The 21,662-nt window shown below is 70.3% G+C and carries 25 protein-coding genes and 1 tRNA gene; 12 read left to right on the forward strand and 14 right to left on the reverse strand.

Translation table 11 applies throughout. The features are described 5' to 3' along the window. Positions 1 to 30 precede the first annotated feature (30 nt). Complete coding sequence (locus ACIBST_RS17620; RefSeq protein WP_397172758.1) at positions 31 to 741, forward strand: hypothetical protein; 711 nt, start codon at positions 31 to 33, stop codon at positions 739 to 741. Positions 742 to 752: 11 nt separating this feature from the next. Here the strand turns inward: ACIBST_RS17620 and ACIBST_RS17625 are convergent, their stop codons facing one another. After that, complete coding sequence (locus ACIBST_RS17625; RefSeq protein ID WP_397172760.1) at positions 753 to 950, reverse strand: hypothetical protein; 198 nt, start codon at positions 948 to 950, stop codon at positions 753 to 755. 216 nt (positions 951 to 1,166) lie between these two features. Between ACIBST_RS17625 and ACIBST_RS17630 the strand changes: the two genes are divergently transcribed. Together ACIBST_RS17630 and ACIBST_RS17635 are read left to right on the forward strand one after the other, a co-directional pair. Then, positions 1,167 to 1,478, forward strand: coding sequence for a hypothetical protein (locus ACIBST_RS17630; RefSeq protein WP_397172761.1), 312 nt, complete (start codon positions 1,167 to 1,169; stop codon positions 1,476 to 1,478). A 359-nt stretch (positions 1,479 to 1,837) separates the two neighbouring features. Next, the gene (locus ACIBST_RS17635; protein WP_397172763.1) at positions 1,838 to 2,380 is read left to right on the forward strand and encodes a hypothetical protein; all 543 of its coding nucleotides are present in this window, start codon (positions 1,838 to 1,840) and stop codon (positions 2,378 to 2,380) included. Positions 2,381 to 2,455: 75 nt separating this feature from the next. Here the strand turns inward: ACIBST_RS17635 and ACIBST_RS17640 are convergent, their stop codons facing one another. The 3 genes from ACIBST_RS17640 to ACIBST_RS17650 all read right to left on the reverse strand — a co-directional run bounded on the left by ACIBST_RS17640 (position 2,456) and on the right by ACIBST_RS17650 (position 4,432). Further along, entirely contained in the window at positions 2,456 to 3,178 is a 723-nt protein-coding gene (locus ACIBST_RS17640) for a TMEM175 family protein (RefSeq protein ID WP_397172765.1), read from the reverse strand. Between the two features lie 252 nt (positions 3,179 to 3,430). After that, positions 3,431 to 3,504, reverse strand: a tRNA-Pro gene (locus ACIBST_RS17645). A 64-nt stretch (positions 3,505 to 3,568) separates the two neighbouring features. Then, positions 3,569 to 4,432, reverse strand: a complete 864-nt coding sequence (locus ACIBST_RS17650; RefSeq protein ID WP_352321394.1) for a metallophosphoesterase — start codon at positions 4,430 to 4,432, stop codon at positions 3,569 to 3,571. Between the two features lie 89 nt (positions 4,433 to 4,521). Between ACIBST_RS17650 and ACIBST_RS17655 the strand changes: the two genes are divergently transcribed. After that, a complete protein-coding gene (locus ACIBST_RS17655) occupies positions 4,522 to 4,977 on the forward strand; it encodes a GatB/YqeY domain-containing protein (RefSeq protein WP_397172767.1) in 456 nt (151 codons plus the stop codon). A 349-nt stretch (positions 4,978 to 5,326) separates the two neighbouring features. Here ACIBST_RS17655 and ACIBST_RS17660 read toward each other — a convergent pair whose 3' ends face one another. Then, the gene (locus ACIBST_RS17660) at positions 5,327 to 7,651 is read right to left on the reverse strand and encodes a transglycosylase domain-containing protein (RefSeq protein ID WP_397172769.1); all 2,325 of its coding nucleotides are present in this window, start codon (positions 7,649 to 7,651) and stop codon (positions 5,327 to 5,329) included. Positions 7,652 to 7,895: 244 nt separating this feature from the next. Between ACIBST_RS17660 and ACIBST_RS17665 the strand changes: the two genes are divergently transcribed. Beyond that, positions 7,896 to 8,192, forward strand: coding sequence for a WhiB family transcriptional regulator (locus tag ACIBST_RS17665; RefSeq protein ID WP_090771382.1), 297 nt, complete (start codon positions 7,896 to 7,898; stop codon positions 8,190 to 8,192). Positions 8,193 to 8,245: 53 nt separating this feature from the next. On the opposite strand, the gene ACIBST_RS17670 is transcribed toward ACIBST_RS17665, so the two are convergent. Both ACIBST_RS17670 and ACIBST_RS17675 read right to left on the reverse strand, forming a co-directional pair. Then, on the reverse strand, positions 8,246 to 9,373 hold the full coding sequence (locus tag ACIBST_RS17670; RefSeq protein ID WP_397172770.1) for an ArsA family ATPase: 1,128 nt from the start codon (positions 9,371 to 9,373) through the stop codon (positions 8,246 to 8,248). After that, positions 9,370 to 10,374, reverse strand: coding sequence for an ArsA-related P-loop ATPase (locus ACIBST_RS17675; RefSeq protein WP_397172771.1), 1,005 nt, complete (start codon positions 10,372 to 10,374; stop codon positions 9,370 to 9,372). Before ACIBST_RS17675 ends, ACIBST_RS17670 begins: the two co-directional genes overlap by 4 nt. 131 nt (positions 10,375 to 10,505) lie before the next feature. Between ACIBST_RS17675 and ACIBST_RS17680 the strand changes: the two genes are divergently transcribed. The 4 genes from ACIBST_RS17680 to ACIBST_RS17695 are packed head-to-tail and all read left to right on the forward strand — an operon-like array spanning position 10,506 to position 12,769. Next, entirely contained in the window at positions 10,506 to 10,661 is a 156-nt protein-coding gene (locus ACIBST_RS17680; RefSeq protein WP_352321370.1) for a hypothetical protein, read from the forward strand. Beyond that, positions 10,658 to 11,116 carry a RidA family protein gene (locus ACIBST_RS17685; RefSeq protein ID WP_352357450.1) on the forward strand — a complete coding sequence of 153 codons (459 nt, stop codon included), beginning with the start codon at positions 10,658 to 10,660 and terminating at the stop codon, positions 11,114 to 11,116. Before ACIBST_RS17680 ends, ACIBST_RS17685 begins: the two co-directional genes overlap by 4 nt. 49 nt (positions 11,117 to 11,165) lie before the next feature. Continuing rightward, positions 11,166 to 11,984 carry an NUDIX hydrolase gene (locus ACIBST_RS17690; protein WP_397172773.1) on the forward strand — a complete coding sequence of 273 codons (819 nt, stop codon included), beginning with the start codon at positions 11,166 to 11,168 and terminating at the stop codon, positions 11,982 to 11,984. Next, positions 11,981 to 12,769 (forward strand): MBL fold metallo-hydrolase, encoded by a 789-nt coding sequence (locus ACIBST_RS17695; protein ID WP_397172774.1) that lies wholly within the window; start codon positions 11,981 to 11,983, stop codon positions 12,767 to 12,769. Before ACIBST_RS17690 ends, ACIBST_RS17695 begins: the two co-directional genes overlap by 4 nt. On the opposite strand, the gene ACIBST_RS17700 is transcribed toward ACIBST_RS17695, so the two are convergent. Together ACIBST_RS17700 and ACIBST_RS17705 are read right to left on the reverse strand one after the other, a co-directional pair. Beyond that, complete coding sequence (locus tag ACIBST_RS17700; protein ID WP_125644033.1) at positions 12,751 to 13,431, reverse strand: Crp/Fnr family transcriptional regulator; 681 nt, start codon at positions 13,429 to 13,431, stop codon at positions 12,751 to 12,753. The genes ACIBST_RS17695 and ACIBST_RS17700 overlap by 19 nt on opposite strands. 133 nt (positions 13,432 to 13,564) lie before the next feature. Next, complete coding sequence (locus tag ACIBST_RS17705; RefSeq protein WP_397172775.1) at positions 13,565 to 13,993, reverse strand: hypothetical protein; 429 nt, start codon at positions 13,991 to 13,993, stop codon at positions 13,565 to 13,567. Between the two features lie 76 nt (positions 13,994 to 14,069). On the opposite strand from ACIBST_RS17705, the gene nth reads away from it, so the two are divergent. Together nth and ACIBST_RS17715 are read left to right on the forward strand one after the other, a co-directional pair. Further along, positions 14,070 to 14,792: an endonuclease III gene (nth, locus tag ACIBST_RS17710; protein WP_397172776.1), complete on the forward strand. Its 723-nt coding sequence runs from the start codon at positions 14,070 to 14,072 to the stop codon at positions 14,790 to 14,792. A gap of 49 nt (positions 14,793 to 14,841) precedes the next feature. Beyond that, positions 14,842 to 15,507: an NUDIX hydrolase gene (locus ACIBST_RS17715; RefSeq protein ID WP_397172777.1), complete on the forward strand. Its 666-nt coding sequence runs from the start codon at positions 14,842 to 14,844 to the stop codon at positions 15,505 to 15,507. A gap of 20 nt (positions 15,508 to 15,527) precedes the next feature. Here the strand turns inward: ACIBST_RS17715 and ACIBST_RS17720 are convergent, their stop codons facing one another. Next, entirely contained in the window at positions 15,528 to 16,019 is a 492-nt protein-coding gene (locus ACIBST_RS17720; protein WP_352321385.1) for a HEAT repeat domain-containing protein, read from the reverse strand. A gap of 103 nt (positions 16,020 to 16,122) precedes the next feature. Between ACIBST_RS17720 and ACIBST_RS17725 the strand changes: the two genes are divergently transcribed. Further along, positions 16,123 to 17,313 (forward strand): MarP family serine protease, encoded by a 1,191-nt coding sequence (locus ACIBST_RS17725; RefSeq protein ID WP_397172778.1) that lies wholly within the window; start codon positions 16,123 to 16,125, stop codon positions 17,311 to 17,313. On the opposite strand, the gene ACIBST_RS17730 is transcribed toward ACIBST_RS17725, so the two are convergent. The 4 genes from ACIBST_RS17730 to acs all read right to left on the reverse strand — a co-directional run bounded on the left by ACIBST_RS17730 (position 17,310) and on the right by acs (position 21,277). Next, positions 17,310 to 17,753: a DUF309 domain-containing protein gene (locus ACIBST_RS17730; protein WP_397172779.1), complete on the reverse strand. Its 444-nt coding sequence runs from the start codon at positions 17,751 to 17,753 to the stop codon at positions 17,310 to 17,312. The genes ACIBST_RS17725 and ACIBST_RS17730 overlap by 4 nt on opposite strands. A 16-nt stretch (positions 17,754 to 17,769) precedes the next feature. Beyond that, positions 17,770 to 18,687 carry an alpha/beta fold hydrolase gene (locus ACIBST_RS17735; protein WP_397172780.1) on the reverse strand — a complete coding sequence of 306 codons (918 nt, stop codon included), beginning with the start codon at positions 18,685 to 18,687 and terminating at the stop codon, positions 17,770 to 17,772. Further along, positions 18,677 to 19,117, reverse strand: coding sequence for a phage holin family protein (locus ACIBST_RS17740; protein WP_352321392.1), 441 nt, complete (start codon positions 19,115 to 19,117; stop codon positions 18,677 to 18,679). The genes ACIBST_RS17735 and ACIBST_RS17740 overlap by 11 nt, the downstream gene beginning before the upstream one ends. 186 nt (positions 19,118 to 19,303) lie before the next feature. Next, positions 19,304 to 21,277, reverse strand: coding sequence for an acetate--CoA ligase (gene acs, locus ACIBST_RS17745; protein ID WP_397172781.1), 1,974 nt, complete (start codon positions 21,275 to 21,277; stop codon positions 19,304 to 19,306). Between the last annotated feature and the right edge of the window lie 385 nt (positions 21,278 to 21,662).

Here is a 21,662-nt window from a genome sequence, read left to right on the forward strand (position 1 = left end):
TGCCCGCGCGGGAGGCGGCGCACGCTGCTCGTGCTGCCGGCCGCGCTGGGCGCCCTCGCGGCGTCGCTGGCCGTCGTCGCCACCCTCGGGCCCGCCTCGGCCGCGGCCCTCGACGTCAAGGAGGAGGGCGGCTACTTCGTCATCGAGGTCAAGGACGTGTTCGCCAAGCCGGAGGCGTACCAGCAGCAACTGCGCGACGCCGGGCTCGACATGAAGCTGCGGCTGTTGCCCTCCACGCCCGGCAGCGTCGGCACGGTCGCCCCGAGCACGGTGGAACCGGACGGGATCAAGGTGATCGACCGTCAGGAAGGCTGCGAGTCGGCGGGCGGCTGCCCGATCAGCATCAAGGTCCGCCGGGGCTTCAAGGGTTCGGCCGAGCTCGTCCTAGGCCGGGAGGCGCGTCCCGGTGAGGAGTACCAGATCATCGGCGGCTTCGACTCGCCGGGCGAGCCCCTGCACTGCGCGCCGTACCACAACAGGCCCGTCAGCGAGGTCCGCGCCCTGCTCAAGGCCCAGGGGGTGGACGTCGAGGCGTTCGACGTCCGCGGCCCCGCCTTCTGGACGAAGGAGGGCAAGGAGACCGAGCCCGTGACCAAGGCGTCGGTCCCGGAGTCCATGCACGTCGTCGGCGGCTACCTGACGATGGCAGGCAAGGCCACACTCCAGGTCAGCGACTCGGACCTGCCCGCCGACCTCGTACAGACGATGAAGGAGAAGACCGGGTGCTGGCCTGAGCAGTGATCGCCATCGCGCTACCCGGAGCCGATCTTGCCCTCGGCGGCCGGCGGGACGGCGGAGAGCTCCGGCCTGCCGGCCGCGCGACAGAGCACGACGACCAGGGCGACGAGCGCGACGAACCACCCGACGAGCAGGACGGGTGACAACTCGCTGTAGCCGTGACCGGCCGGCAGACCGGCCGTGCCCAGACCCGCCACCGCCCAGCGCAACACGTCCAGCAGGGGGGACCTGTGAGCTGTCGCCTCTTGAGCGCATCCGGGTCATGAGCGCGTCCACGATCAGCCAGACGGTGACCAGGCCGCCGACCGTGGCGGCGGTGCCGATCACGTACCTGATCGGCTCGTACGTGGGCGTGCCGCCCGTAAGACGGCCACCAGCGAGACGGGGATCATGCCCACCGCCCACGCCTGGGCCCTGGCGAAGGCGACGTGCTTCTGGACTCCCATACCGCCTTCCTCAAGCCGGACCGCAGCCGGCTCGTGGTCATCAGCGACTACGGCCAGCTCGTCGAGACCTACGACCTCTCCACCCGCAAGCGCATCCACCGCGTGCGCCCCCGCCTCCCCGGCGGGGACGCGATCGAAGCAGGCCGGGGCTGGTCGACCAAGGGCCCCTTCCAGGTCCTCCGGGAGAACGCGGGGGCGGGGGAGCGCGGAACCTTCTACCTCGACCTGGCAACCGGCAAGACCCGGTACGTCAAGAACGGCTTGCCAGACGGCTACCGACCCGCGAACCAGTAGAAGAACCGACACGGATCTGGCGATGTGCGTAGGCAGGTGGTCCCACCGAGTTCCCGGGCGGCGTCCTTCGCTTTGTTCATCATGGAGACGGGGGAAACCGCCAAGGTTATGTTGAAGGCGTGGAGCTCATAGAAGAACGTGAGTGGGATGCCGGCGCGCACGGCGCCGAGAGTCCAGCGCGGCGAGGCGAATGCACGTGGGGAGCACCTTGCCCGAATGAGGCAACCCGAAGCGTCCTGGTGCGTGATGCCGGCGGAGAGAGTTGGTGGGCGGTGTGCGACCGGCACTTCGCCGACTCTCCGGTCTTTCGGCAGGCGTAACACATCGACATGTGGGCCGGGAGCGGAAGGCAGGGCGGCATGAGCGACGCCGATGTGAAGCAGATCGCCGCGTTGCTGAGAGAGCGGAACGGCGTCGACGAGAAGATCGCAGCGACCATCCGGCGTCCCATGACCGCGGGCCATCTGGGCGAGTGGAGCGCAGCGCAAGTCTTCGGAATCGAGTTGGAGAGATCCGCCGTGGCCGCCGCGGTCGATGGCCGGTTCACGTCCGGTCCATTGCGTGGCCGCACTGTCAACGTGAAGTGGTATCTCAAGCGCGAGGGCCTGCTGGACGTCACCGAGCGGACGGAGCTCGACCACTACCTCGTGCTGACGGGGCCTGCATCACCGGCGGCGTCGTCGCGAGGCGGCACTCGTCCTTGGTGCATCGAGTCGGTGTACTTGTTCGACTCCAAGCAGTTGCTGGCGGAGCTCCGTGCGCGCGGAGTCAAGATCGGAGTCGCCTCCAGCGTTCGAGCAGCGCAGTGGGCGGCAGCTGAGATCTACCCGAGCGCAAATAGCCCGGCACTTTCAGTGACCCCGGAGCAAGCGGACCTGCTGCGACTGTTCGCACTTCGATGAGGCTGTCTGGCAGCGCGATCCTGGACGGGCAACGCTCCCAGCAGGCCACCGCCGCCGATGATGGCCTGCCGGGTGTTACGCAGCCTGTCGTCTGGGACGCATGTCGAACATGTAGAAGAAGAGCAGCAACACGTAGAACACGAGCGCGCCGATCGCGCTGAACGCGCCGATGACGGTCGCGACGAGATAGAGCACCGGCCCCATGCCCCAGCGGAATCGCAACGAGCGCGCCTCGGCCGGAGTGATGTGCCCGCCGAGGTGGCGGTGGCCTGACGAGGCGTACCACCACACGGCGTTGTAGAAGATGCCGCCGATCACCAGCACGATTCCGTAGAATACGGCGGCCGTCTGGGTGCCGTGGTCGGCGTGCAGCGTCTCGGCCAGCACATGCGTGGGGAACGGCAGGAAGGCGACATCCATCAGGAGGAGCACGTTGAGGGCCAGCAGCGGGCCGTCAGTCCTGCGGATGAAGTGGAACATCCGATGGTGGTTCATCCAGATCATGCCCACCAGCAGGAACGTCACCATGTAGGCGAGGTAGGACGGCCACAGGCCGATCAGCGCACCACCGGGGTCCTCTTCCCAGCCTTCGGGCAGCCGGATCTCAAGCACCAGCAGGGTGATGGCGATGGCGAAAACGCCGTCGCTGAACGCCTCCAGGCGCCCGGTGCTCATCACGGAAGAGTCATCGCTCACGCCGCGTATCGTAGCGAGGGGATCAAGTCGCCCGATGACAGGCAGTTCGGCGGATTTCTCCTGCTGGCCGGTACCCGGTGCACCGTAGCGTCTCAGCGGCACGGCGAGGCCGAACCCGGTAAGCCCACCGAAAGACCTCAACCCAACCTCTCGGGTTCGGCCATCCCGAGCATCGGGACCGCAGCGCTGCTGGCGAGCCGACCGGGCACGAGGTGACACCAAGACCCGCCGGTCACACCGAACGCAGGAACGTTGACACCCCGCCCGACGGACGCGGCGAACGTATCGACTTCCAGAAGCAGAAAAGGGCCTGACCCGCTAAGCGGATCAAGCCCTCTACCTGGTCAAACGGCGTCGGGGTGGCGGGATTTGAACCCACGACCTCTTCGTCCCGAACGAAGCGCGCTGCCAAGCTGCGCTACACCCCGGTGCACGCCCGTTCTGCGCGTGCTTGAGAAAGTCTAGCGGACTTCGCGGGTACTCGTGACCGCCTCAGCGTCGCGGAACCAGCGTGAGCAACGTCGCCTCCGGGAAACACGCGAAACGGGCCGGTGCGTACGGCGAGGTGCCGAGGCCGGCGGACACGTGCAGCCAGGCGTTCTCGTGCCGGCTCAGGCCCTTCACGCGGGCACGGTCGATGCCGCAGTTGGTGACCAGGGCGCCGTAGAACGGGACGCAGAGCTGGCCGCCGTGGGTGTGGCCGGCGAGCAGGAGCTGGTAGCCGTCCTCGGCGAAGCGGGTCATGTTGCGCGGCTCGGGGGAGTGCATGACGCCGAGGCGGAGGTCGGCGTCGGCGGGGGCCGGGCCGGCGACCAGGTCGTAGCGGTCGCGGGAGATGTGGGAGTCGTGGATGCCCGCCACCGCGACGTCGAGGTCGCCGATCTTGACGCGGGCGGTGGTGTTGTTCATGTCCAGCCAGCCCTCGGCGGCCATGCCGGCGCCCAGCTCCTCCCAGGGGAGGTTGGGGATGTGCTGGCGGCGGTCGTTCTTCGAGGTACGCCAGAGGTAGCGGGCCGGGTTCTTCGGCTGCGGGGCGTAGAGGTCGTTGGACCCGTAGACGAACAGGCCGGGACGGGACAGCAGCGGCTCCAGGGCGTGCAGGAGCGCGGGGACCGCTTCGGGGTGGGCGATCGAGTCGCCGGTGTTGACCACCAGGTCGGGCTCCAGGGCGCCCAGGGAGCGCACCCAGTTGATGAGCATCGTGCGCCTGGGGGTCAGGTGCAGGTCGGACAGGTGCAGCACGCGTACGGGACGCCGCCCGCGCTCCAGCACCGGCACGTCGAAGCGGCGCAGCCGGAACCAGTTGCGCTCCACGACGGAGGCGTAGCCCAGCCCGGCCAGGCCGAGACCGATCATGGACAGGGGCACTGCGACGGCTTTCCTCACGTACTCATGATGCCTGACAACGGGCACGAGCCGTCCCGGCAGACGGCAAGATGGACCGCATGAGCGCAATGAAGGACAAGCTGAAGGCCGATCTCACGGCCTCGATGAAGAGCCGGGACGAAGTCCGTCTCCGGACGATTCGCATGGCTCTGGCGGCCGTGAACGTCGAGGAGGTGGCGGGCAAGGAGGCCAGGGAGCTCAGCGATGACGAGGTCATCAAGGTGCTGACCAAGGAGGCCAAGAAGCGGCGCGAGGCCGCCGAGGCGTTCCAGAACGCCGGACGCACCGAGCAGGCCCAGGCCGAGCTGGACGAGCAGGCGGTGCTGGAGGAGTACCTGCCGGCGCAGCTCTCCGACGAGGAGCTGGCCCAGATCGTCGATGCGGCCGTGGCCGAGACCGGCGCGTCGGGGCCGCAGGCCATGGGGCAGGTCATGAAGGTGGTCAACCCCAAGGTCGCGGGCAGGGCCGAGGGCGGCCGCGTCGCCGCCGCCGTCCGCGCCCGCCTCACCGCCTGACCTCCCGGCACAGCCCATGGCGGTGGTTCGGGGGAGTGGCGCCCCCGGCCTCTAGGGCGGTCGGGACCGGAGTGCGGCGTTCGTCCGGGACGCGTCGGGAGCGGTTGCCGGGGACGGGTGGCTGAGGAGCGCCCCCCGGAAGCCCCTGGGAAGCCCCCGGGCGGCCCCAGGGATGCCCCGGAAGCCCCCGGGAACGCCTCTGGGGGCGTTGTGGGAGGGGCTGGGCGGCCATAAGAGGCATTCGGTGGCGAACCGGTGCCCGGGGCCGCCCAGTGTCTCTCAGCCCCCAGTGCCTCTCAGATGCCCGGCGCCTCTCAGATGCCCGATGTCTCTCAGCGCCCGATGTCTTTCAGCGGCGGGTTCGGGTTGCCGGGGCGGTGAAGCCGGTGTTGGCCTGTCCGCCGTCGCCCAGCCCGCCGCCGAACCCGTTGCCCGGCCGCTGCCAGTCGCCCGGCCCGCGCCCGTCGCCGCGTCCGTCCCCGCCGCCGTCGCCGCGGTCGTTGTGGTCGCCGAAGAAGTTGTCGAACGGATCGCCGTCCCCGGGCCCCTCGTCGCCACCGCGCTTCTTCTTCTTGGGCTTCGGCGCGCACTTGTCGGAGCAGCCGCCGAACCGCGAGTGGTCCACCGGCGTGAACTCCGCCGGCTCCACCCCCTTGAGCGCCTGCATCATCGACTGCTTCCAGATGGGCCCGGAGATCGAGGCGCCGTACACGTACGGGAAGTACTGCCCCCCGATCGTGACCCCGATCAGCTTGTGGGTGGAGGCGCCGCGCGGGTCGCCGAGGCTCACGGCCGAGGACAGGTTCGGGGTGTAACCGGCGAACCACGCGGACATGTAGTCGTCGGTCGTTCCGGTCTTGCCGGCCGCGTCACGTCCGATGCCGCCGACGCCGCTCATCGTGCCCTTGGTGAACACGCCCGACAGGATGCCGCTGACCGCGTCGGCGACCTCCTCCTCCATGACCTGCGAGCACTTGGGCTTGTACTGCTTGGCGGCGCCGTTCCTGTCCTTGATCTCGGTGATGGCCAGCGGCTTGCAGTACTGGCCGCGCGAGGCGAACACGGCGTAGGAGTTGGCGATCGTCACGGGGTCGACCTCGTTGACGCCCAGCGTGAACGTCTCGACCTCGCGCAGCTTGCCGCCGTCGGCCCGCTTGACGCCGAGGCGCTTGGCGAGCTTGACGACCTTGCAGAGCCCGACCTCCTGCTCCAGCTTGAGGAAGAACGTGTTCACCGAGCCCCACGTGCCGGTCTGCAGGGTCTTGAAACCGCCGCCGCCCTCGCTGGAGTTGTGCGCGGTGTGCGAGGGGTCGCCGACGTTCTCGCCCTTGCAGTCCTTGAAGGAGTTGTAGCCGCTCGCGGTGAACCCGGCCGGCGAGGGGAAGCCGTCGCCGTACTTCAGGCCCTCCTCCAGGGCGGTGGCCAGCGTGTACGCCTTGGCCGTCGAGCCCTGCTGCAACCCGCGCCCGCCGCCGTGCGCGGCGTCGGCGACGACGTTGTAGCTCATCTCGTTCTTCTTCTTGCTGCCGCCGAACTTGCGCGAGGCCGCCATCGCCTTGATCTCGCCGGTGCCGGGCACGACCATGGCCTGCGCGGCCACGGGCTTGTCCTTGGGGCTGACGTACTTCTTGATGGCCTTCTCGGCGGCCTTCTGCATCTTGGGGTCGAGCGTGGTCTTGATCGTCATGCCGCCGCGCTGGAGCAGCTTCCTGCGCTCGTCCTGGTTCTTGCCGAAGTCGTCGTTGTTGAGGATCTCGTACTGGACGTAGAGGCAGAAGTACGGGAACTTGCTGGCCTCGCAGCCGCCGGGGAACTTGACGTCCTTGTAGCCGAGCTTCTCGGCCTTGGCCGCGTCGGCCTCCGCCCGTGTGATCTTGTGGATCTCGGCCATCCGGTCGAGCACGGTGTTGCGGCGCATCAGCAGCCGTTCGCGCGACTCGGGGCCGACGTTGGGGTCGGTGCGGGCCGGGTTCTGGACGGCGCCGGCGAGGGTGGCGGCCTCCGACAGGTCGAGCTCGGAGGCGGGCTTGTCGAAGAAGCGCCTGGCCGCGGCCTGGATGCCGTGCGCGCCCGCGCCGAAGTAGGCGATGTTGAGGTACTTCTCCAGGATCTGCTGCTTGCTGTACTTGCGCTCGATCGCCATGGCGTACCGCAGCTCCTGGAGCTTGCGGGACATTGTCGGGGCGATGGCCGCCTGCTGCTCCTCCGGCGTCTCGGCCTTGTTGACCAGCACCTGCTTGACGTACTGCTGGGTGATCGAGGAGCCGCCCTGCATGACGCCGCCGCCGGTGAGGTTCTTCACCAGGGCGCGGGCGGTGCCCTCGACGTCGATCGGGCCGTGCTCGAAGAAGCGGAAGTCCTCGATCGCGATCAGCGCGGTCTGCATGATGGGCGCGACCTTGTCGAGGGTCACGGACTGCCGGTTCTCGTAGTAGAACTGGGCGATCTGCTTGCCGTTGGCGTCGACCAGCTTCGTGCGTTCCGGCAGCGGGGGTTCGTCGAGTTCCCTGGGCTTGAGTTCGAGTCCGTCCATGGCGGTTTTGGCCGACACGCCCGCCCCGCCGACCGCCGGCAGCGCCACCGCCGCCGCCAGCACACCCGCCGCCGTCCCGGCGATGATCAGACGCAGGACGCTGAGGAGCGGGTGGGAGCGGTCTTTGCCCTTCGCTTGCACGCTCCCAAGGGTACGTCGAAACACTGTCCTTATCGGTAACACGACACCATTTCGCCTTGACTGGGAGGGGTGACTAGTCATTCCCGGTCAACAGTCCGGCGAGAAATTGGTCCTCTGGGGTCTGTCGGCCCGAACGTGAAGTTGCGTACGTTCATCCTCTGCGGCAACTGAATACGGAGGCTCGGCGCCCGCGCCCGTCGGCCCCAAATGACGACTGACCACCTAAGGGGAGTGGGGTCGAAAAATGTGGATCACGGATTGGACCTCCCGTGCCGCCTGTAAGGGTGCGGACCCGGACGCGCTGTTCGTCCAGGGCGCCGCACAGAACAGGGCGAAGCTGATCTGTCGAGGATGCCCGGTCCGTACCGAATGCCTCGCCGATGCGCTGGACAACCGCATCGAGTTCGGGGTGTGGGGCGGTATGACCGAACGCGAACGCCGCGCGCTGCTCAGGCGCCGGCCCGACGTGGACTCGTGGCGCGACCTGCTCGAGTCCGCGAAGGAAGAGTACGAACGGACCAATGAGCTGATCGCGGGCTGATCGAGCCCGCGGAGGGAGAGCACGGCCGGCGCCGCCCGTCGGCCGTGCTCTCTCTACGCGCTCGCCAACAGGTTCCCGATCTGCCGCAAACCGGCTAGGTCGTGGACATCTCCGGACATCGCACGTACCTGTGCCACGGGCACCGTGGGATGAGCCGAGACGAAATGCTCCTGCTCGCGGCTCTCGCGAGTGGCGAGTTGCATCCGGCCGGTGTGCAGCCGCAGCACAGCGGCCGTCAACTCGTGTTCGCCCCTGGTCTCCAGGTCCTCGGCCGCGGCGGCGCTGCGTGCCGCCGACAGCGCCGAGCCGGGCGACACGTGCACCCGGTTCACCACGAGCCCGGCGAGGGGCATGCGCTCCTCGGCGAGCCGTTCCACGAAGTACGACGCCTCCCTCATCGCGTCGCGCTCCGGCGCGGCCACCACGAGGAAGGCCGTGCCCGGCGCCTGCAGCAGCTTGTACGTCATCTCGGCCCGCTGCCGGAACCCGCCGAACACGGCGTCCAGGGCGGACACGAACGTCTGCAGGTCCTTGATCACCTGCGCGCCGAGCAGCTTGGTCATCGCTCCGGCCATCAACCCGAACCCGGCGTTGAGCAGCCGGAACGCGCTGCGTCCGCCCGCCTTGGCGGGGGCGGTGAGCAGCCGGATGAACCGCCCGTCGAGGAAGCGGCCGAGCCGCTCCGGCGCGTCCAGGAAGTCCAGCGCCGACCGCGAGGGCGGCGTGTCCACGATGATCAGGTCCCACTCGTCGGAGCGGCGGAGCTGGCCGAGCTTCTCCATCGCCATGTACTCCTGCGTGCCCGAGAAGCTGGAGGACAGCGACTGGTAGAAGGGGTTCGACAGGATCTGGCGGGCCCGCTCGGGGTCGGCGTGCGCCTCGATGATCTCGTCGAACGTGCGCTTCATGTCGAGCATCATGGCGAAGAGCTGGCCGCCGCCCTCGGGCGAGCTGACCAGGCGCGGGGTGTTGTCCAGCTCGGTCAGGCCCATCGACTGGGCCAGGCGGCGCGCCGGGTCGACGGTCAGCACCACCGCGCACCGGCCGCGTTCGGCGGCGCGCAGGCCGAGGGCCGCGGCGGTCGTGGTCTTGCCGACGCCGCCGGAGCCGCAGCAGACGATGATCCGGGTGCCCTTGTCGTCGAGGATCGCGTCGACGTCGAGGGGGATGGGCTTCTTCACGCTGCTCCCCGGTGGGTGCGGAGGACTTCGGCCAGCTCGTACAGGCCGGCCAGGTCGACGCCGTCGGCCAGCAGCGGCAGCTCGACGCGCGGCAGGCCGGCCTCGGCCAGCGACTCGCGCTCGGCGTGCTCCAGCTCGGTGCGGCGGGCGTGCTCGACGACCTCCTCGGCGAGCGCCTCGGCCATCGCGGCGGCGTCGGAGGTGTCGGCGAGACCGGCCGCCTTGAGCCCGAGCGCCAGCTCGCCCACGTCGAATCGGCCCTTGACAGCCATGTCAAGAGCGGCCTGTGGAAGCAGTGATTCACGGACCATGTTGATGAAAACGCAACCTGCGGGCAGCCCGGCCGAGCGCAATTCGGCGACCCCGTCGAGGGTCTCCTGCACCGGCATCTCCTCCAGGAGGGTGACGAAGTGCACCATCGTCTCCCTGGACTTCACGACGCCGTTCACGAGGTCCGAGTGGTTCTTGATCGGTCCGACCTTGGCCAGGCCGGCGACCTCCTGGGTGACGTTCAGGAAGCGCGTGATGCGGCCGGTGGGCGGCGCGTCGAGGACGACGGCGTCGTAGACCCGGCGGCCGTTCTTGCCGCGCCGGCGCACGGCCTCGGTCGTCTTGCCGGTGACCAGGACGTCGCGGAACCCGGGGGCGACGGTGGTGGCGAAGTCGACGATGCCCATCTTGGTCAGCGCGCGCCCGGCCCTGCGCATGCCGTAGAACATCTCCATGTATTCGAGCATGGCCTCTTCGGGATCGATGGCCAGCGCGTACACGTCGCCGCCGGAGGGCGCGACGGCGATCTTGCGCTCCTCGTAGGGCAGCGGCGGCAGGTCGAAGATCTGGGCGATGCCCTGCCTGCCCTCCACCTCGACGAGCAGCACCTTGCGCCCGCCCGCGGCCAGTGCGAGGGCGAGGGCGGCGGCGACGGTCGTCTTGCCGGTGCCGCCCTTGCCGGTGACGACGTGCAGCCGCACGTCGCCCCAATCCGTGTCCGGAGAGTCCACGTTTCGAGGCTACCGAACGGTTACTTGTCGAAACCCGACGGCCACCGTTTGATTGCTCACATTGTGGTCACCGCCCCACGTATGGGTGGGGTGACAGGCCGGGAAGCGGCTTTCCATGAGATCGTCATGCCATGAAGAAATGGGAGTACCTCACCGCTCCGGTGCTGATCCACAACACGAAGATGATCCTCGACAACTTCGGGTCCGACGGCTGGGAGCTCGTCCAGATCGTCCAGGGCGCCTCGCCCGAGCAGCTCGTCGCCTACTTCAAGCGGGAGAAGGCATGAGCCCCGAGGAGCGGATCGCCGAACTCGGGTACGAGCTGCCCCAGCCGGTGACGCCGCTGGCCGCGTACGTGCCGACCGCCCGTACCGGTGACCTCGTCTACACCTCCGGCCAGGTGCCCATGCTGGAGGGCAAGCTGCACCAGACCGGCAAGCTCGGCGTCGACCTCGGCGTCGACGAGGGCAAGGCGCAGGCGCGCATCTGCGTGCTCAACGCGCTGGCCGCGCTGAAGGCCGAGCTGGGCGAGCTGTCCCGGGTGCGGCGGATCGTCAAGGTCGTGGTCTTCGTGGCCAGCGCGCCGAGCTTCACCGAGCAGCCCCAGGTGGCCAACGGCGCCAGCGACTTCCTGGCCGAGGTGTTCGGCGAGGCGGGCAAGCACGCCCGCAGCGCCGTGGGCGTGGCCGCGCTGCCGCTGGACGCCCCCGTGGAAGTGGAGCTGATCGCGGAGGTCTCCTGACCATCAGGATGTGTCACCATGACCGAGTGATGTTCTAGTAGGAGGTCAGGTGGCCGGTCTTCCCCTTCCCGACGAGCTCGCCGCGCGAGCCAGAGAGATCATCGCCGGGCGGCTCGCCCCCGTCCCGGCGCGCGACGCCGCCACGGTGGTGATCCTGCGCGGCTCGGGCCCGCGCGGCGGGCCCGAGGTCTACCTGCTCCGGCGGAAGTCCACGATGGCCTTCGCGGCGGGCGCCTACGTCTTCCCCGGCGGTTCCGTCGATCCGCGCGACACCGACCAGGCGGTGGCCTGGGCCGGGCCGTCCCCCAAGGAGTGGGGCGAGGTCTTCCACGCCGCCGAGAACGTCGCGCGCGGGCTGGTGTGCGCGGCCGTGCGGGAGACGTTCGAGGAGTCCGGCGTGCTGCTGGCGGGGCCCGGGCCGGACAGCGTGGTCGAGGACACCACGGGCGACGACTGGGAGGCCGACCGGCTGGCGCTGATCGACCGGAGCCTGGCCTTCGCCGACTTCCTGGCCAAGCGGGGCCTGGTGCTCAGGTCCGACCTGCTCAAGCCGTGGGCCCACTGGATCACGCCGGAGATCGAGCAGCGCAGGTTCGACACCCGGTTCTTCGTGGCGGTGCTGCCCGAGGGCCAGCGCACCCGTGACGTGGGCGGCGAGGCCGACCACGTGGTGTGGCGGCGGCCGGCCGAGGCGATCGAGCTGTGGCGCGCGGGTGAGATCTTCCTGATGCCGCCCACCTCCCACACGCTCACCGAGCTGGCCGGGCACGACAGCGTGGCGTCCGTGCTGGCCGAGGAGCGGCGGATCACCGCGATCCTGCCGACGGCCATGGAGGTCGAGGGCGAGATGAGGTTGATGACGCCGTGAGCGGCCTGCACATCCCGCTCGGCTCGCCCGACGGCTCCCGTACCGAGCACGCCGAGAACCTGCTGGCGCCCAACCCGTCCGCCATGACGCTCGACGGCACCAACACCTGGGTCATCGGCACCCGTGACGCGGTCGTGGTCGATCCGGGGCCCGACGACGAGGCGCACCTGCTGCGCGTACGCGACCATCTGGGCGAGCGGCGGGTCACCCAGATCCTGCTCACGCACGGCCACGCCGACCACAGCGGCGGCGCCAAGCGGTTCGCCGAGCTGGTCGACGCCCCCGTACGAGCCCTAGACCCGCGCCACCGGCTCGGCGACGAAGGGCTCGGCGACGGCGACGTGATCACGGTCGACGGCCTGGAGCTGCACGTCTACGGCACGCCCGGCCACTCGTTCGACTCGCTGTGCTTCTGGCTGCCCCAGGACCGGGCCATGCTGACCGGCGACACCGTGCTCGGCCGGGGCACCACGATCATCGCCCAGGACGGCGGCCTCGGCGACTACCTGCGCAGCCTCGACCGGCTGCGGGCGGCGGCCGAGGGCCTCGGGGCGCGGGCGCTGCTGCCCGGCCACGGCCCGGTGCTGCCCGATCCGATCGCGGCCCTCGACGGCTACATCGCCCACCGGCGGCAGCGGCTCGACCAGATCAGGGCGGCGCAGGCGCGGGGCGCGCGCACGCCGCAGGAGGTCGTCGAGATCGTGTACGCCGACGTCGACAGGTCGCTCTGGCCCGCCGCGGAGGTCTCCGTACGGGCCCAGCTCGACTACCTGGAGCGGTTGTAGAGCCGATCCATGTCGAGGATGACCACGGCCTTGGCCTCGATGCGCAGCCAGCCGCGCTGGGCGAAGTCGGCCAGGGCCTTGTTCACCGTCTCGCGCGAGGCCCCGACGAGCTGGGCCAGCTCCTCCTGGGTGAGGTCGTGGTGCACGCGCATGCCGTCGTCGGTCTTGGTGCCGAACCGCTCGGCCAGGTCGAGGAGCTGCTTGGCGACCCGGCCGGGCACGTCGGTGAAGACCAGGTCGGCCAGCACGTCGTTGGTGCGGCGCAGCCGCTGGGCCAGCGCGCGCAGCAGGTGCAGCGCCACCTCGGGACGGCCGGTCAGCCACGGGCGCAGGTCGTCGTGGCCCAGCCCGGCCAGGCGCACGTCGGTCAGCGCCGTCGCCGTGGCGGTGCGCGGACGCGGGTCGAACAGCGACAGCTCGCCGAACATCTCGCTCGGGCCGAGCACGCTCAGCAGGTTCTCGCGGCCGTCGGGCGAGGTGCGGGAAAGCTTGATCTTGCCTTCGAGCACGACGTAGAGCCGGTCGCCGGTCTCGTTCTCGTGGAAGAGGGTCTGTCCCTTGGACAGCTGGACCTCGGTGATGCTCGTCCGCAGCGCCGCGGCGCTCTCGCGGTCGAGCGCGGCGAACAGGGGGGCCTTGCCCAGCACATCTTCGGTGTTCACTCTGCCTCCTCTGCTGCCATTGTGACTCACCCCACTCCGGGCGGCACACACAGGCTATGGGAATGCCCGGGTTAGCCCGGGATTGCCCTGTTGTGTTGCGCACTGAAGTGTATGAACAAATCGGGTGACCTGCTTACTTCCGCAGGAGGTCGTCCACGGAGGCGACCGCCGTCGCCATCGTGTGGCCCAGCAGGACGCGTACGACATGGGCCGCCGAAGGGCGGCCGGCCGGCTCCGGACGGCGGCACCGCTCGACGACGCCGCGCAGCGGCTGCGGCAGCGGGCCGGACCCGCTCGCGAACCTCACCAGCTCGGCCCAGTCCCGCACGTCGGCGGCCTGGCCACCGCGGCCGGGCGAGCCCTGCACGCCCACCAGCACCTGGCCGCGCGTGCCGAGCGCGACGTTGTCCGGGGTGAGCCGCAGGCCGGCCACGCCGTGAGCGTGCATCCTGGCCATGGCCGCCGCGCTGCCCAGCGCCAGCCGGTGCAGCGCCGCGCCGCGCAACGGTCCGCCCGCGCGGACGAACTCGGTCAGTGACTCGCCCTTGTGCCGATCGCCCATGGTCGCCGCCCTCCAAGCCGCCAGGTTGTACGCGAACGCGGCCTGGAAGGTTCAACCGTTCCCATAGTCTTGCGGCATGGCCACGAACGCGGCGGGGCGCAAGCCGGAGACCCAGCTCGCCCTGGTACGGCGGGCCCGCAAGATGAACCGCATCCTCGCCGAGACCTACCCCGACGCCCACTGCGAGCTCGACTTCCGCAACCCGCTGGAGCTCCTGGTCGCCACCATCCTGTCGGCCCAGTGCACCGACAAGCGGGTGAACATGGTGACCCCCACCCTGTTCGCCAAATACCCGACCGTCGAGGACTACGCCGCCGCCGACCGCGCCGAGATGGAAGACATCATCCGCTCGACCGGCTTCTTCCGGGCGAAGACCAACAGCATCATCGGCATGGCCCAGGCCGTGTGCGAGCGTTACCGCGGCGAGGTGCCCGGCCGGCTGAAAGACCTGGTCACCCTGCCCGGCGTGGGCCGCAAGACCGCCAACGTGGTGCTCGGCAACGCGTTCGGCGTGCCGGGGCTGACCGTCGACACGCACTTCCAGCGGCTCGTGCGCCGCTTCGGCTGGACCGAGGAGACCGACCCCGTCAAGATCGAGCACGTCGTGGCCGAGCTGCTGCCCCGCCGCGAGTGGACGATCTTCTCCCACCGGGTGATCTGGCACGGCCGCCGCATCTGCCACGCCCGCCGCCCGGCCTGCGGCGTGTGCCCGCTGGCGAACCTGTGCCCCTCCTTCGGCGCCGGGCCCACCGGCGAGGCGGAGGCCGAGAAGCTGGTCAGGCCCGGCCCCTTCTCCTGATCCCCGAGCCGCGGGAAGTGATCGAGGCCGTGCCGTGTTGGAGGTTGGCGTGACAGAAGTGCCCGACTGGCTCGAACGGCTGGCGGCGCGGGCCGCGCGTATCACGGTCCCCCGATACCTGCGCCCCCCGGCCGACGGCGGGCGCCTGGCCGCGGTGCTGATGCTGTTCGGCGAGGGCCCGCTCGGCCCCGACGTGCTGCTCATCCAGCGCAGCTCGCGCGGGCGCAGGCACGCGGGCCAGCCCGCCTTCCCCGGCGGCGGCGTCGATCCCGGCGACGGCGGCCCGGTCGGCGCGGCCCTGCGCGAGGCGGAGGAGGAGACCGGCGTCGATCCGCGCGGCGTCCGCGTCCTCGGCACGATGCCCGAGCTCTACCTCGACCACAGCGACAACCGGGTCACCCCGGTGTTCGGCTGGTGGCACACGCCGTCCGCCGTGCACGCGGCCTCGCCCGACGAGGTGGAGTCCGTGGAGCGGGTGCCGATCGCCGAACTGGTCGATCCGGGCAACCGGGTCATGTTGCGGCACCCCAGCGGGCTCGCCGGGCCGGCCTTCCACGTGCGCGGCATGCTGGTGTGGGGGTTCACCGCGATGGTGCTCGACGCCGTGCTGCGCGAGGGCGGCCTCGAACGTCCCTGGGACCAGGCGCGGCTGGAGGACCTGCCGGCCGAGGTCGTCCGGCTGGGCCTGCGCGAGCGGACCACTCCGGCGCCCTGACGCGAGACGCCGGGCCGGGGTCACTCCGGGGCTCTGAGCGAGACGCCCAGCGAGGCCCAGTCGGCCACGTCGGCGTCGTCGTCGGCGGCCAGGGTGCGCAGCATCTCCAGGCCGGCCCGGTCGGGCGGATCGCCGAGCACGTGCTGCAGCGCGTACGCCGCCCCGTACCGCACCCGCGCGTCGCCGTGACAGGCCAGGTCGATCACCGAAGGCAGCGAGCGGGGGTCGGCCAGGTGGCCGAAGGCGATCAGCACGGAGTACAGGACCATGGCGTCGTCCTCGCTGGCGGCCAGGTAGCGCAGCACCGGCAGCGTACGGTCCACGAACGGCCGCAGCATGCCCATGATGTCCACCCCGAGCAGGCGCTCGGCCACGTTGTCCGCAGCGCACAGGCGGCGTGCCTCGATGAACGACTCCAGGTCGGCCCGCTGGCGCAGCTGGCAGATCACGTGCCAGCGCAGCGGGCCGTCCGGATCGGTGTCGCTGAGAGCTGCCTGGATGAGATCGCGCACTGTTCCCTCGGCCGGCGGCATACCGCTCAAGATAGCCAGGCGGGTGACGCCGTCCTGGCGGAAGACGTGCACACTTGACCGTATCGCTGGTTACCTTTGAAGCGTGCGCGGTGATCTGCTTGACCTCATATTGATCGGCCTCGTGATCGCCTTCGGCGTATCCGGCTACCGACAGGGCTTCATCATCGGCGCGATGAGCTTCGTGGGGTTCGTGGGCGGCGCCGTGCTCGGCATCTTCATCGCTCCGCCGATCGCCAAGGCCGTCGTCGACGGCGACACCCCGCAGGCGCTGCTCGCGATCGTGATCGTCTTCCTGGCCGCCACGATCGGCCAGTTCGCCTCCTCCACGGTCGGCGCGGTCGTGCGCAGCCACGTCACGTGGGAGCCGGCCAAGATGGCCGACGCGGTGGGCGGCACGTTCGCCAGCGCCCTGTCCGTGCTGGTGATCGCCTGGCTGATCGGGTCGCTGATCGTCTCGACGACGTTCACCCCGCTGGTCGACCAGGTCAAGAACTCCGCGCTGCTGACCACCGTCGACGACGCGATCCCGCAGGCCGCGCGCAACTGGCAGCAGCCGTTCAAGAAGTTCGTGGACAGGTCGGAGTTCCCGCCCGTCTTCGACGCGATCGGCGCCGACACGCTGATCGACGTGCCGCCGCCCGCGCAGAGCATCCTCCAGGGCGCCAAGCTGGGCCGGGCCCAGCGGGCCATCGTCAAGGTCCAGGGCAACGCCGAGAGCTGCAACAAGCACATCGAGGGCACCGGCTTCGTCTACGCCAACGACCGGATCATGACGAACGCCCACGTCGTCGCCGGCGTCACCCGCGATCTCGAGGTCATCGACTACAAGAACGTGCGCCACCCGGCCAAGGTCGTGCGCTACAACCCCCAGCGCGACATCGCGATCCTCTACGTGCCCGGCCTCGACCTGCCGCAGCTCACCTTCGAGGCCGACGGCAAGCGCGGCGCCAACGCGATCATCGCCGGCTTCCCCAGGGGCAAGGGCTTCACCGCCGAGCCGGCCCGCATCGGCGGCCGCCTCGACGCCGAGGGCCCAGACATCTACCACGGCAGCAACGTCCGGCGGAAGGTCTACGCGATCCGCGGCAAGGTGCTGCCCGGCAACTCCGGCGGCCCGCTGCTCACCGTCGACGGCCGCGTCTACGGCGTGATCTTCGCCGCCGCGGTCAGCGAGAAGGACACCGGTTACGTGCTGACCGCCGAGGAGGTCGCGCCCGACGCCGGCCAGGGCAGGAACGACACCTCCGCGGCCAGCACCCAGGAGTGCGACTAACCGGGCAGCTCGTTCAGGACCAGGGCGATCGCCTCGCCGGGGTCGCTGTCCTGGGTCAGGCCGGTGGCCGCCCTGCCGACGGCGTCGTAGTCGCCGCCGTACGCCTGCGCCCTGGCCGCGCCGCGGCTGAACAGGGTGACCGCGCCGCGGCCGTTGCCGCGCTGCAGGTGCGTCAGGCCGACGCAGATCTGCGCGAGCCCCTGCCACAGCTCGCGCTCCTCCTCGGGCGCGCACTTCCAGCGGCCCTCGAAGACCTCGTGCGCGTTGAACGGCAGCCCCTCGGCCAGGAAGCGCCGCGCGTCGGCGAGCGCCTGGTCGGCGGTGGGGGCGTAGTCGTCGGGGACCCGGTCGACGCCGGGCGAGCCGTAGGGGAGCGGCCTGCCGTACGCGTCGCGTGGCCTGGCGTTGCGCGGCTTGCCCTGGGGGTCGCGGTCTCTCATCGCTCGCGGGGCTTCCTCATCGGTCGGGCTCGGGGTCGGCCAGCCAGCCGAGCAGCTCGGTGTCGAACACGTCGGGGATCTCTTCGTGCGGGAAATGGCCGGCGCCCTCGAACAGCCGCCAGCGGTAGGGGGCGGCGACGTACCGGCTGGAGCCCTGGGCGGTGCGGGGCAGCACGCAGGGGTCGAGCGCGCCGTGCAGGTGCAGCGTCGGCGCCTCGATCTCGGTACGCATGACCCTGGCGTAGCGGCGGCCGTCGGGCCGGAGCTGGGAACGGCCGAACCAGCGGTGGTACTCCAGCGCCGAGTGCGCCACGGCGGGGATCCGGAACGCCTCCCGGTAGGTGCGCGCGGTCTCGGCGTCGGGCCAGCCGGGCGCCGACCAGCCGGCCAGGATCCGGCCGACCAGGGCGGCGTCGTGCCGGGTGAGCCGGCGTTCGGGCAGCAGCGGGAGCTGGTAGCCGAGCGCGTGCCGGCCGGCCCTGAACTGGGCGGGGTCGGTAACCAGCGCGTTGCGCAGCCGCAGCGGGTGCGGCGCCGAGACCACGACCAGCCGGCGCACGCACTTGGGGTCGAGGACGGCCATCGTCCAGGCCAGCAGGCCGCCCCAGTCGTGCCCGACGACGACCGCGCCGGTCTCGCCGAGCGCGCGGATCAGCCCGGTGGCGTCGGCGGCCAGGGTGGGCAGGTCGTAGCCGCGCGGCGGCTTGTCGCTGCCGCCGTAGCCGCGCAGGTCGGCGGCGACCGCCCGGAAACCGGCGCGGGCGAGGGAGGTGAGCTGGTTGCGCCAGGTCCACCAGAACTGCGGGAACCCGTGCAGCAGCAGGACCAGCGGCCCCTCACCGGCCTCCACGACGTGGAAGCGGGTGCCGCCGGCGTGCACGGCCCGGTGCGTCCACGGACCGTCGATCTGGACGACCGTCTCGTCAGGTGCCATCACGGCTCACCGGCTGGCCCTCGGGGCTGGGCACGGGAAGCGGCTGCTCCTCCGGCGTCGCGATCTCCTTGAGGCCCTTGATCGACCTGGCGGTGCGCTTCATCCCGGCCAGGCCCTTCAGCCGGCGCACGCCGACCAGCACCAGCAGGCCCGCGGCCACCAGGTAGAACACGGTCACGATGAGGAAGGCCAGCCAGTTGGGCAGCCACTGGGCCAGCACGTACGCGATGGTGAACGAGGCCAGGATCAGGCACAGGTGCGCCATGAAGGCGGCGGCGGCGAACAGGCCCGCGGCCATGCCCACCCGCTTGGCGTCGAACTTGAACTCGGCCTTGGCCAGCTCGATCTCGGAGCGGACGAGGTCGGAGATATGGCTGCTGGCCTGGGCGACCAGCGAGCCCAGGGATTCTTCCTCGGGAGTCTGCGGCATGAACGTCTCCTATCGAGGCCTGGTGGCCGTGTCAAACATCCCGTACTGACGGCTGGGCGCCACCGAACACGCCGAGGACGCTGCTACTCACAGAACTACCCGATCGCCCACGATAACGCCGTCCGGCGCAGACAGCTGAGGCGCATGCCCGGTTCGGGCATGCGCCTCAGCTGACGTGCGGCCTGATCAGTCCTCGGACTTGGCCGCCGGCAGCTTCTCGGAGATGAGGTTCATCACCGTGCTGTCGGCCAGCGTGGTGACGTCGCCGATGCTGCGGTTCTCGGCCACGTCGCGCAGGAGGCGGCGCATGATCTTGCCGGAGCGGGTCTTCGGCAGCTCGGGCACGACCAGGATCTGCCGCGGCTTGGCGATCGGGCCGAGCGTCTTGGCCACGTGGTCACGCAGCTCGGCGGCGATGTCGTCGCTCTCCTCGGCGCTGCCGCGAAGGATCACGAACGACACGATGGCCTGGCCGGTCACCGGGTCGGTGGCGCCGACCACGGCCGCCTCGGCGACCTTGGGGTGGCTGACCAGCGCGCTCTCCACCTCGGTGGTGGAGATGTTGTGGCCGGAGACGAGCATGACGTCGTCGACGCGGCCGAGCAGCCACAGGTCGCCGTCCTCGTCCTTCTTCGCGCCGTCGCCGGGGAAGTACATGCCCTCGAAACGCGACCAGTACGTGTCGATGTAGCGCTGGTCGTCGCCCCAGATCGTGCGCAGCATGGCGGGCCACGGCTCGCGCACCACAAGGAAGCCGCCGCCGCCGTTGGGCACGCTGTTGCCCTGGTCGTCGACCACGTCGGCGTTGATGCCCGGCAGCGGCCGCATCGCCGCGCCCGGCTTGGCCGAGGTGACGCCCGGCAGCGGGCTGATCATGATCGCGCCGGTCTCCGTCTGCCACCAGGTGTCCACGACCGGGCAGCGGTCATGGCCGATGTTCTCCCGGTACCAGACGTAGGCCTCGGGGTTGATCGGCTCGCCGACCGAGCCCAGGACGCGCAGGCTGGACATGTCGAACTTGGCGGGGATGTCGTCGCCCCACTTCATGAACGTCCGGATCGCGGTGGGGGCGGTGTAGAGGATCGTGACCTTGTACTTCTGCACGATCTCCCAGAACCGGCCGCGGTGCGGGGTGTCCGGGGTGCCCTCGTAGATGACGCTGGTCGCGCCGTTGGCGAGGGGGCCGTAGACGATGTAGGAGTGGCCGGTGACCCAGCCGATGTCGGCCGTGCACCAGTAGATGTCGGTCTCGGGCTTGAGGTCGAAGACCGCGTGGTGCGTCCAGGCCGTCTGGGTGAGGTAGCCGCCGGTCGTGTGCAGGATGCCCTTGGGCCGGCCGGTGGTGCCGCTGGTGTAGAGGATGTACAGCGGGTCCTCGGCGTCGTGGGGCTGGGCGGTGTGCTGGTCACTCTGGCGCTCGACCAGGTCGTGCCACCACACGTCCTTCTCGCCCACCGCGACGTCCTGGCCGGTACGCCGTACGACGAGCACGTTCTCCACCTGCGGGCACTCGGCGACGGCCTCGTCCACGGTGGGCTTGAGGGCGCTCGGCTTGCCGCGGCGGTAGCCGCCGTCGGCCGTGATCACGAGCTTGGCGTCGGCGTCGTCGATGCGGCTCTTGAGCGCGCCGGCGGAGAAGCCGCCGAACACCACCGAGTGGATCGCGCCGATGCGGGCGCAGGCCAGCATCGCGATCGGCAGTTCGGGGATCATCGGCATGTAGATGGCCACCCGGTCGCCCTTGCCCACGCCGAGCTCCTGCAGGGCGTTGGCGGCCTTGCTGACCTCGGTCTTGAGGTCGTTGTAGGTGAGCGTGCGGCTGTCGTCCTCGGGCTCGCCCTCCCAGTGGTAGGCGACCTTGTCGCCGCGTCCCTCCTCGACGTGCCGGTCGACGCAGTTGTAGGCGACGTTGAGCTCGCCGCCGACGAACCACTTGGCGAACGGGGCGTTCCACTCCAGCGTCGTGTCCCACCGCCTGGCCCAGGTCAGCCGCTCGGCCGCGCGCTCCCAGAAGGCGAGACGGTCGGCGTCGGCCTCGGCGTAGGCGGCGGCGGTCACGTTCGCGGCCGCGGCCAGCTCAGCCGGTGGTGCGAACCGGCGGTTCTCCTGCAGCAGGTTGGACAGCGCCTGGGTCTCGTTGCCAGGGGTCTCCGGGGCCACTTCGTGCTCCTTCTATGGCCAGGTGGGATAGGTCGGCTCCCACTTCACCAGCTCACGGCCTCCCCACACAAGAGGTCTAGACAGGTCTGTACCGATTCGCGTGGGTGGTCGCACGATTATCAGCTCGCATGACAAACGCAATTGAACTGTTGTCATCCTGAAATCAGGAGAATATGCGGTTCGGCGTGGCGGGAAAAAGCGGGGGTCTCCGTAGCGCCTAATCCGTCGGCGGTCCGGTCCATGGCGGAGGCGCAGTGAGGCGTTATCCGGGTGCCGCCGCGGCGCGTGGCGTGGCGCCCTGCGCGGCGATGGTGCGAGCCGTGGCGGGGCGCGGCACGGCGCCTCGTACGGCGGCGGCGTGGCGGATGGTGGGGCATGGTGCGGC

This window comes from Nonomuraea sp. NPDC049684, assembly GCF_044465345.1.
GTDB lineage: Bacteria > Actinomycetota > Actinomycetes > Streptosporangiales > Streptosporangiaceae > Nonomuraea.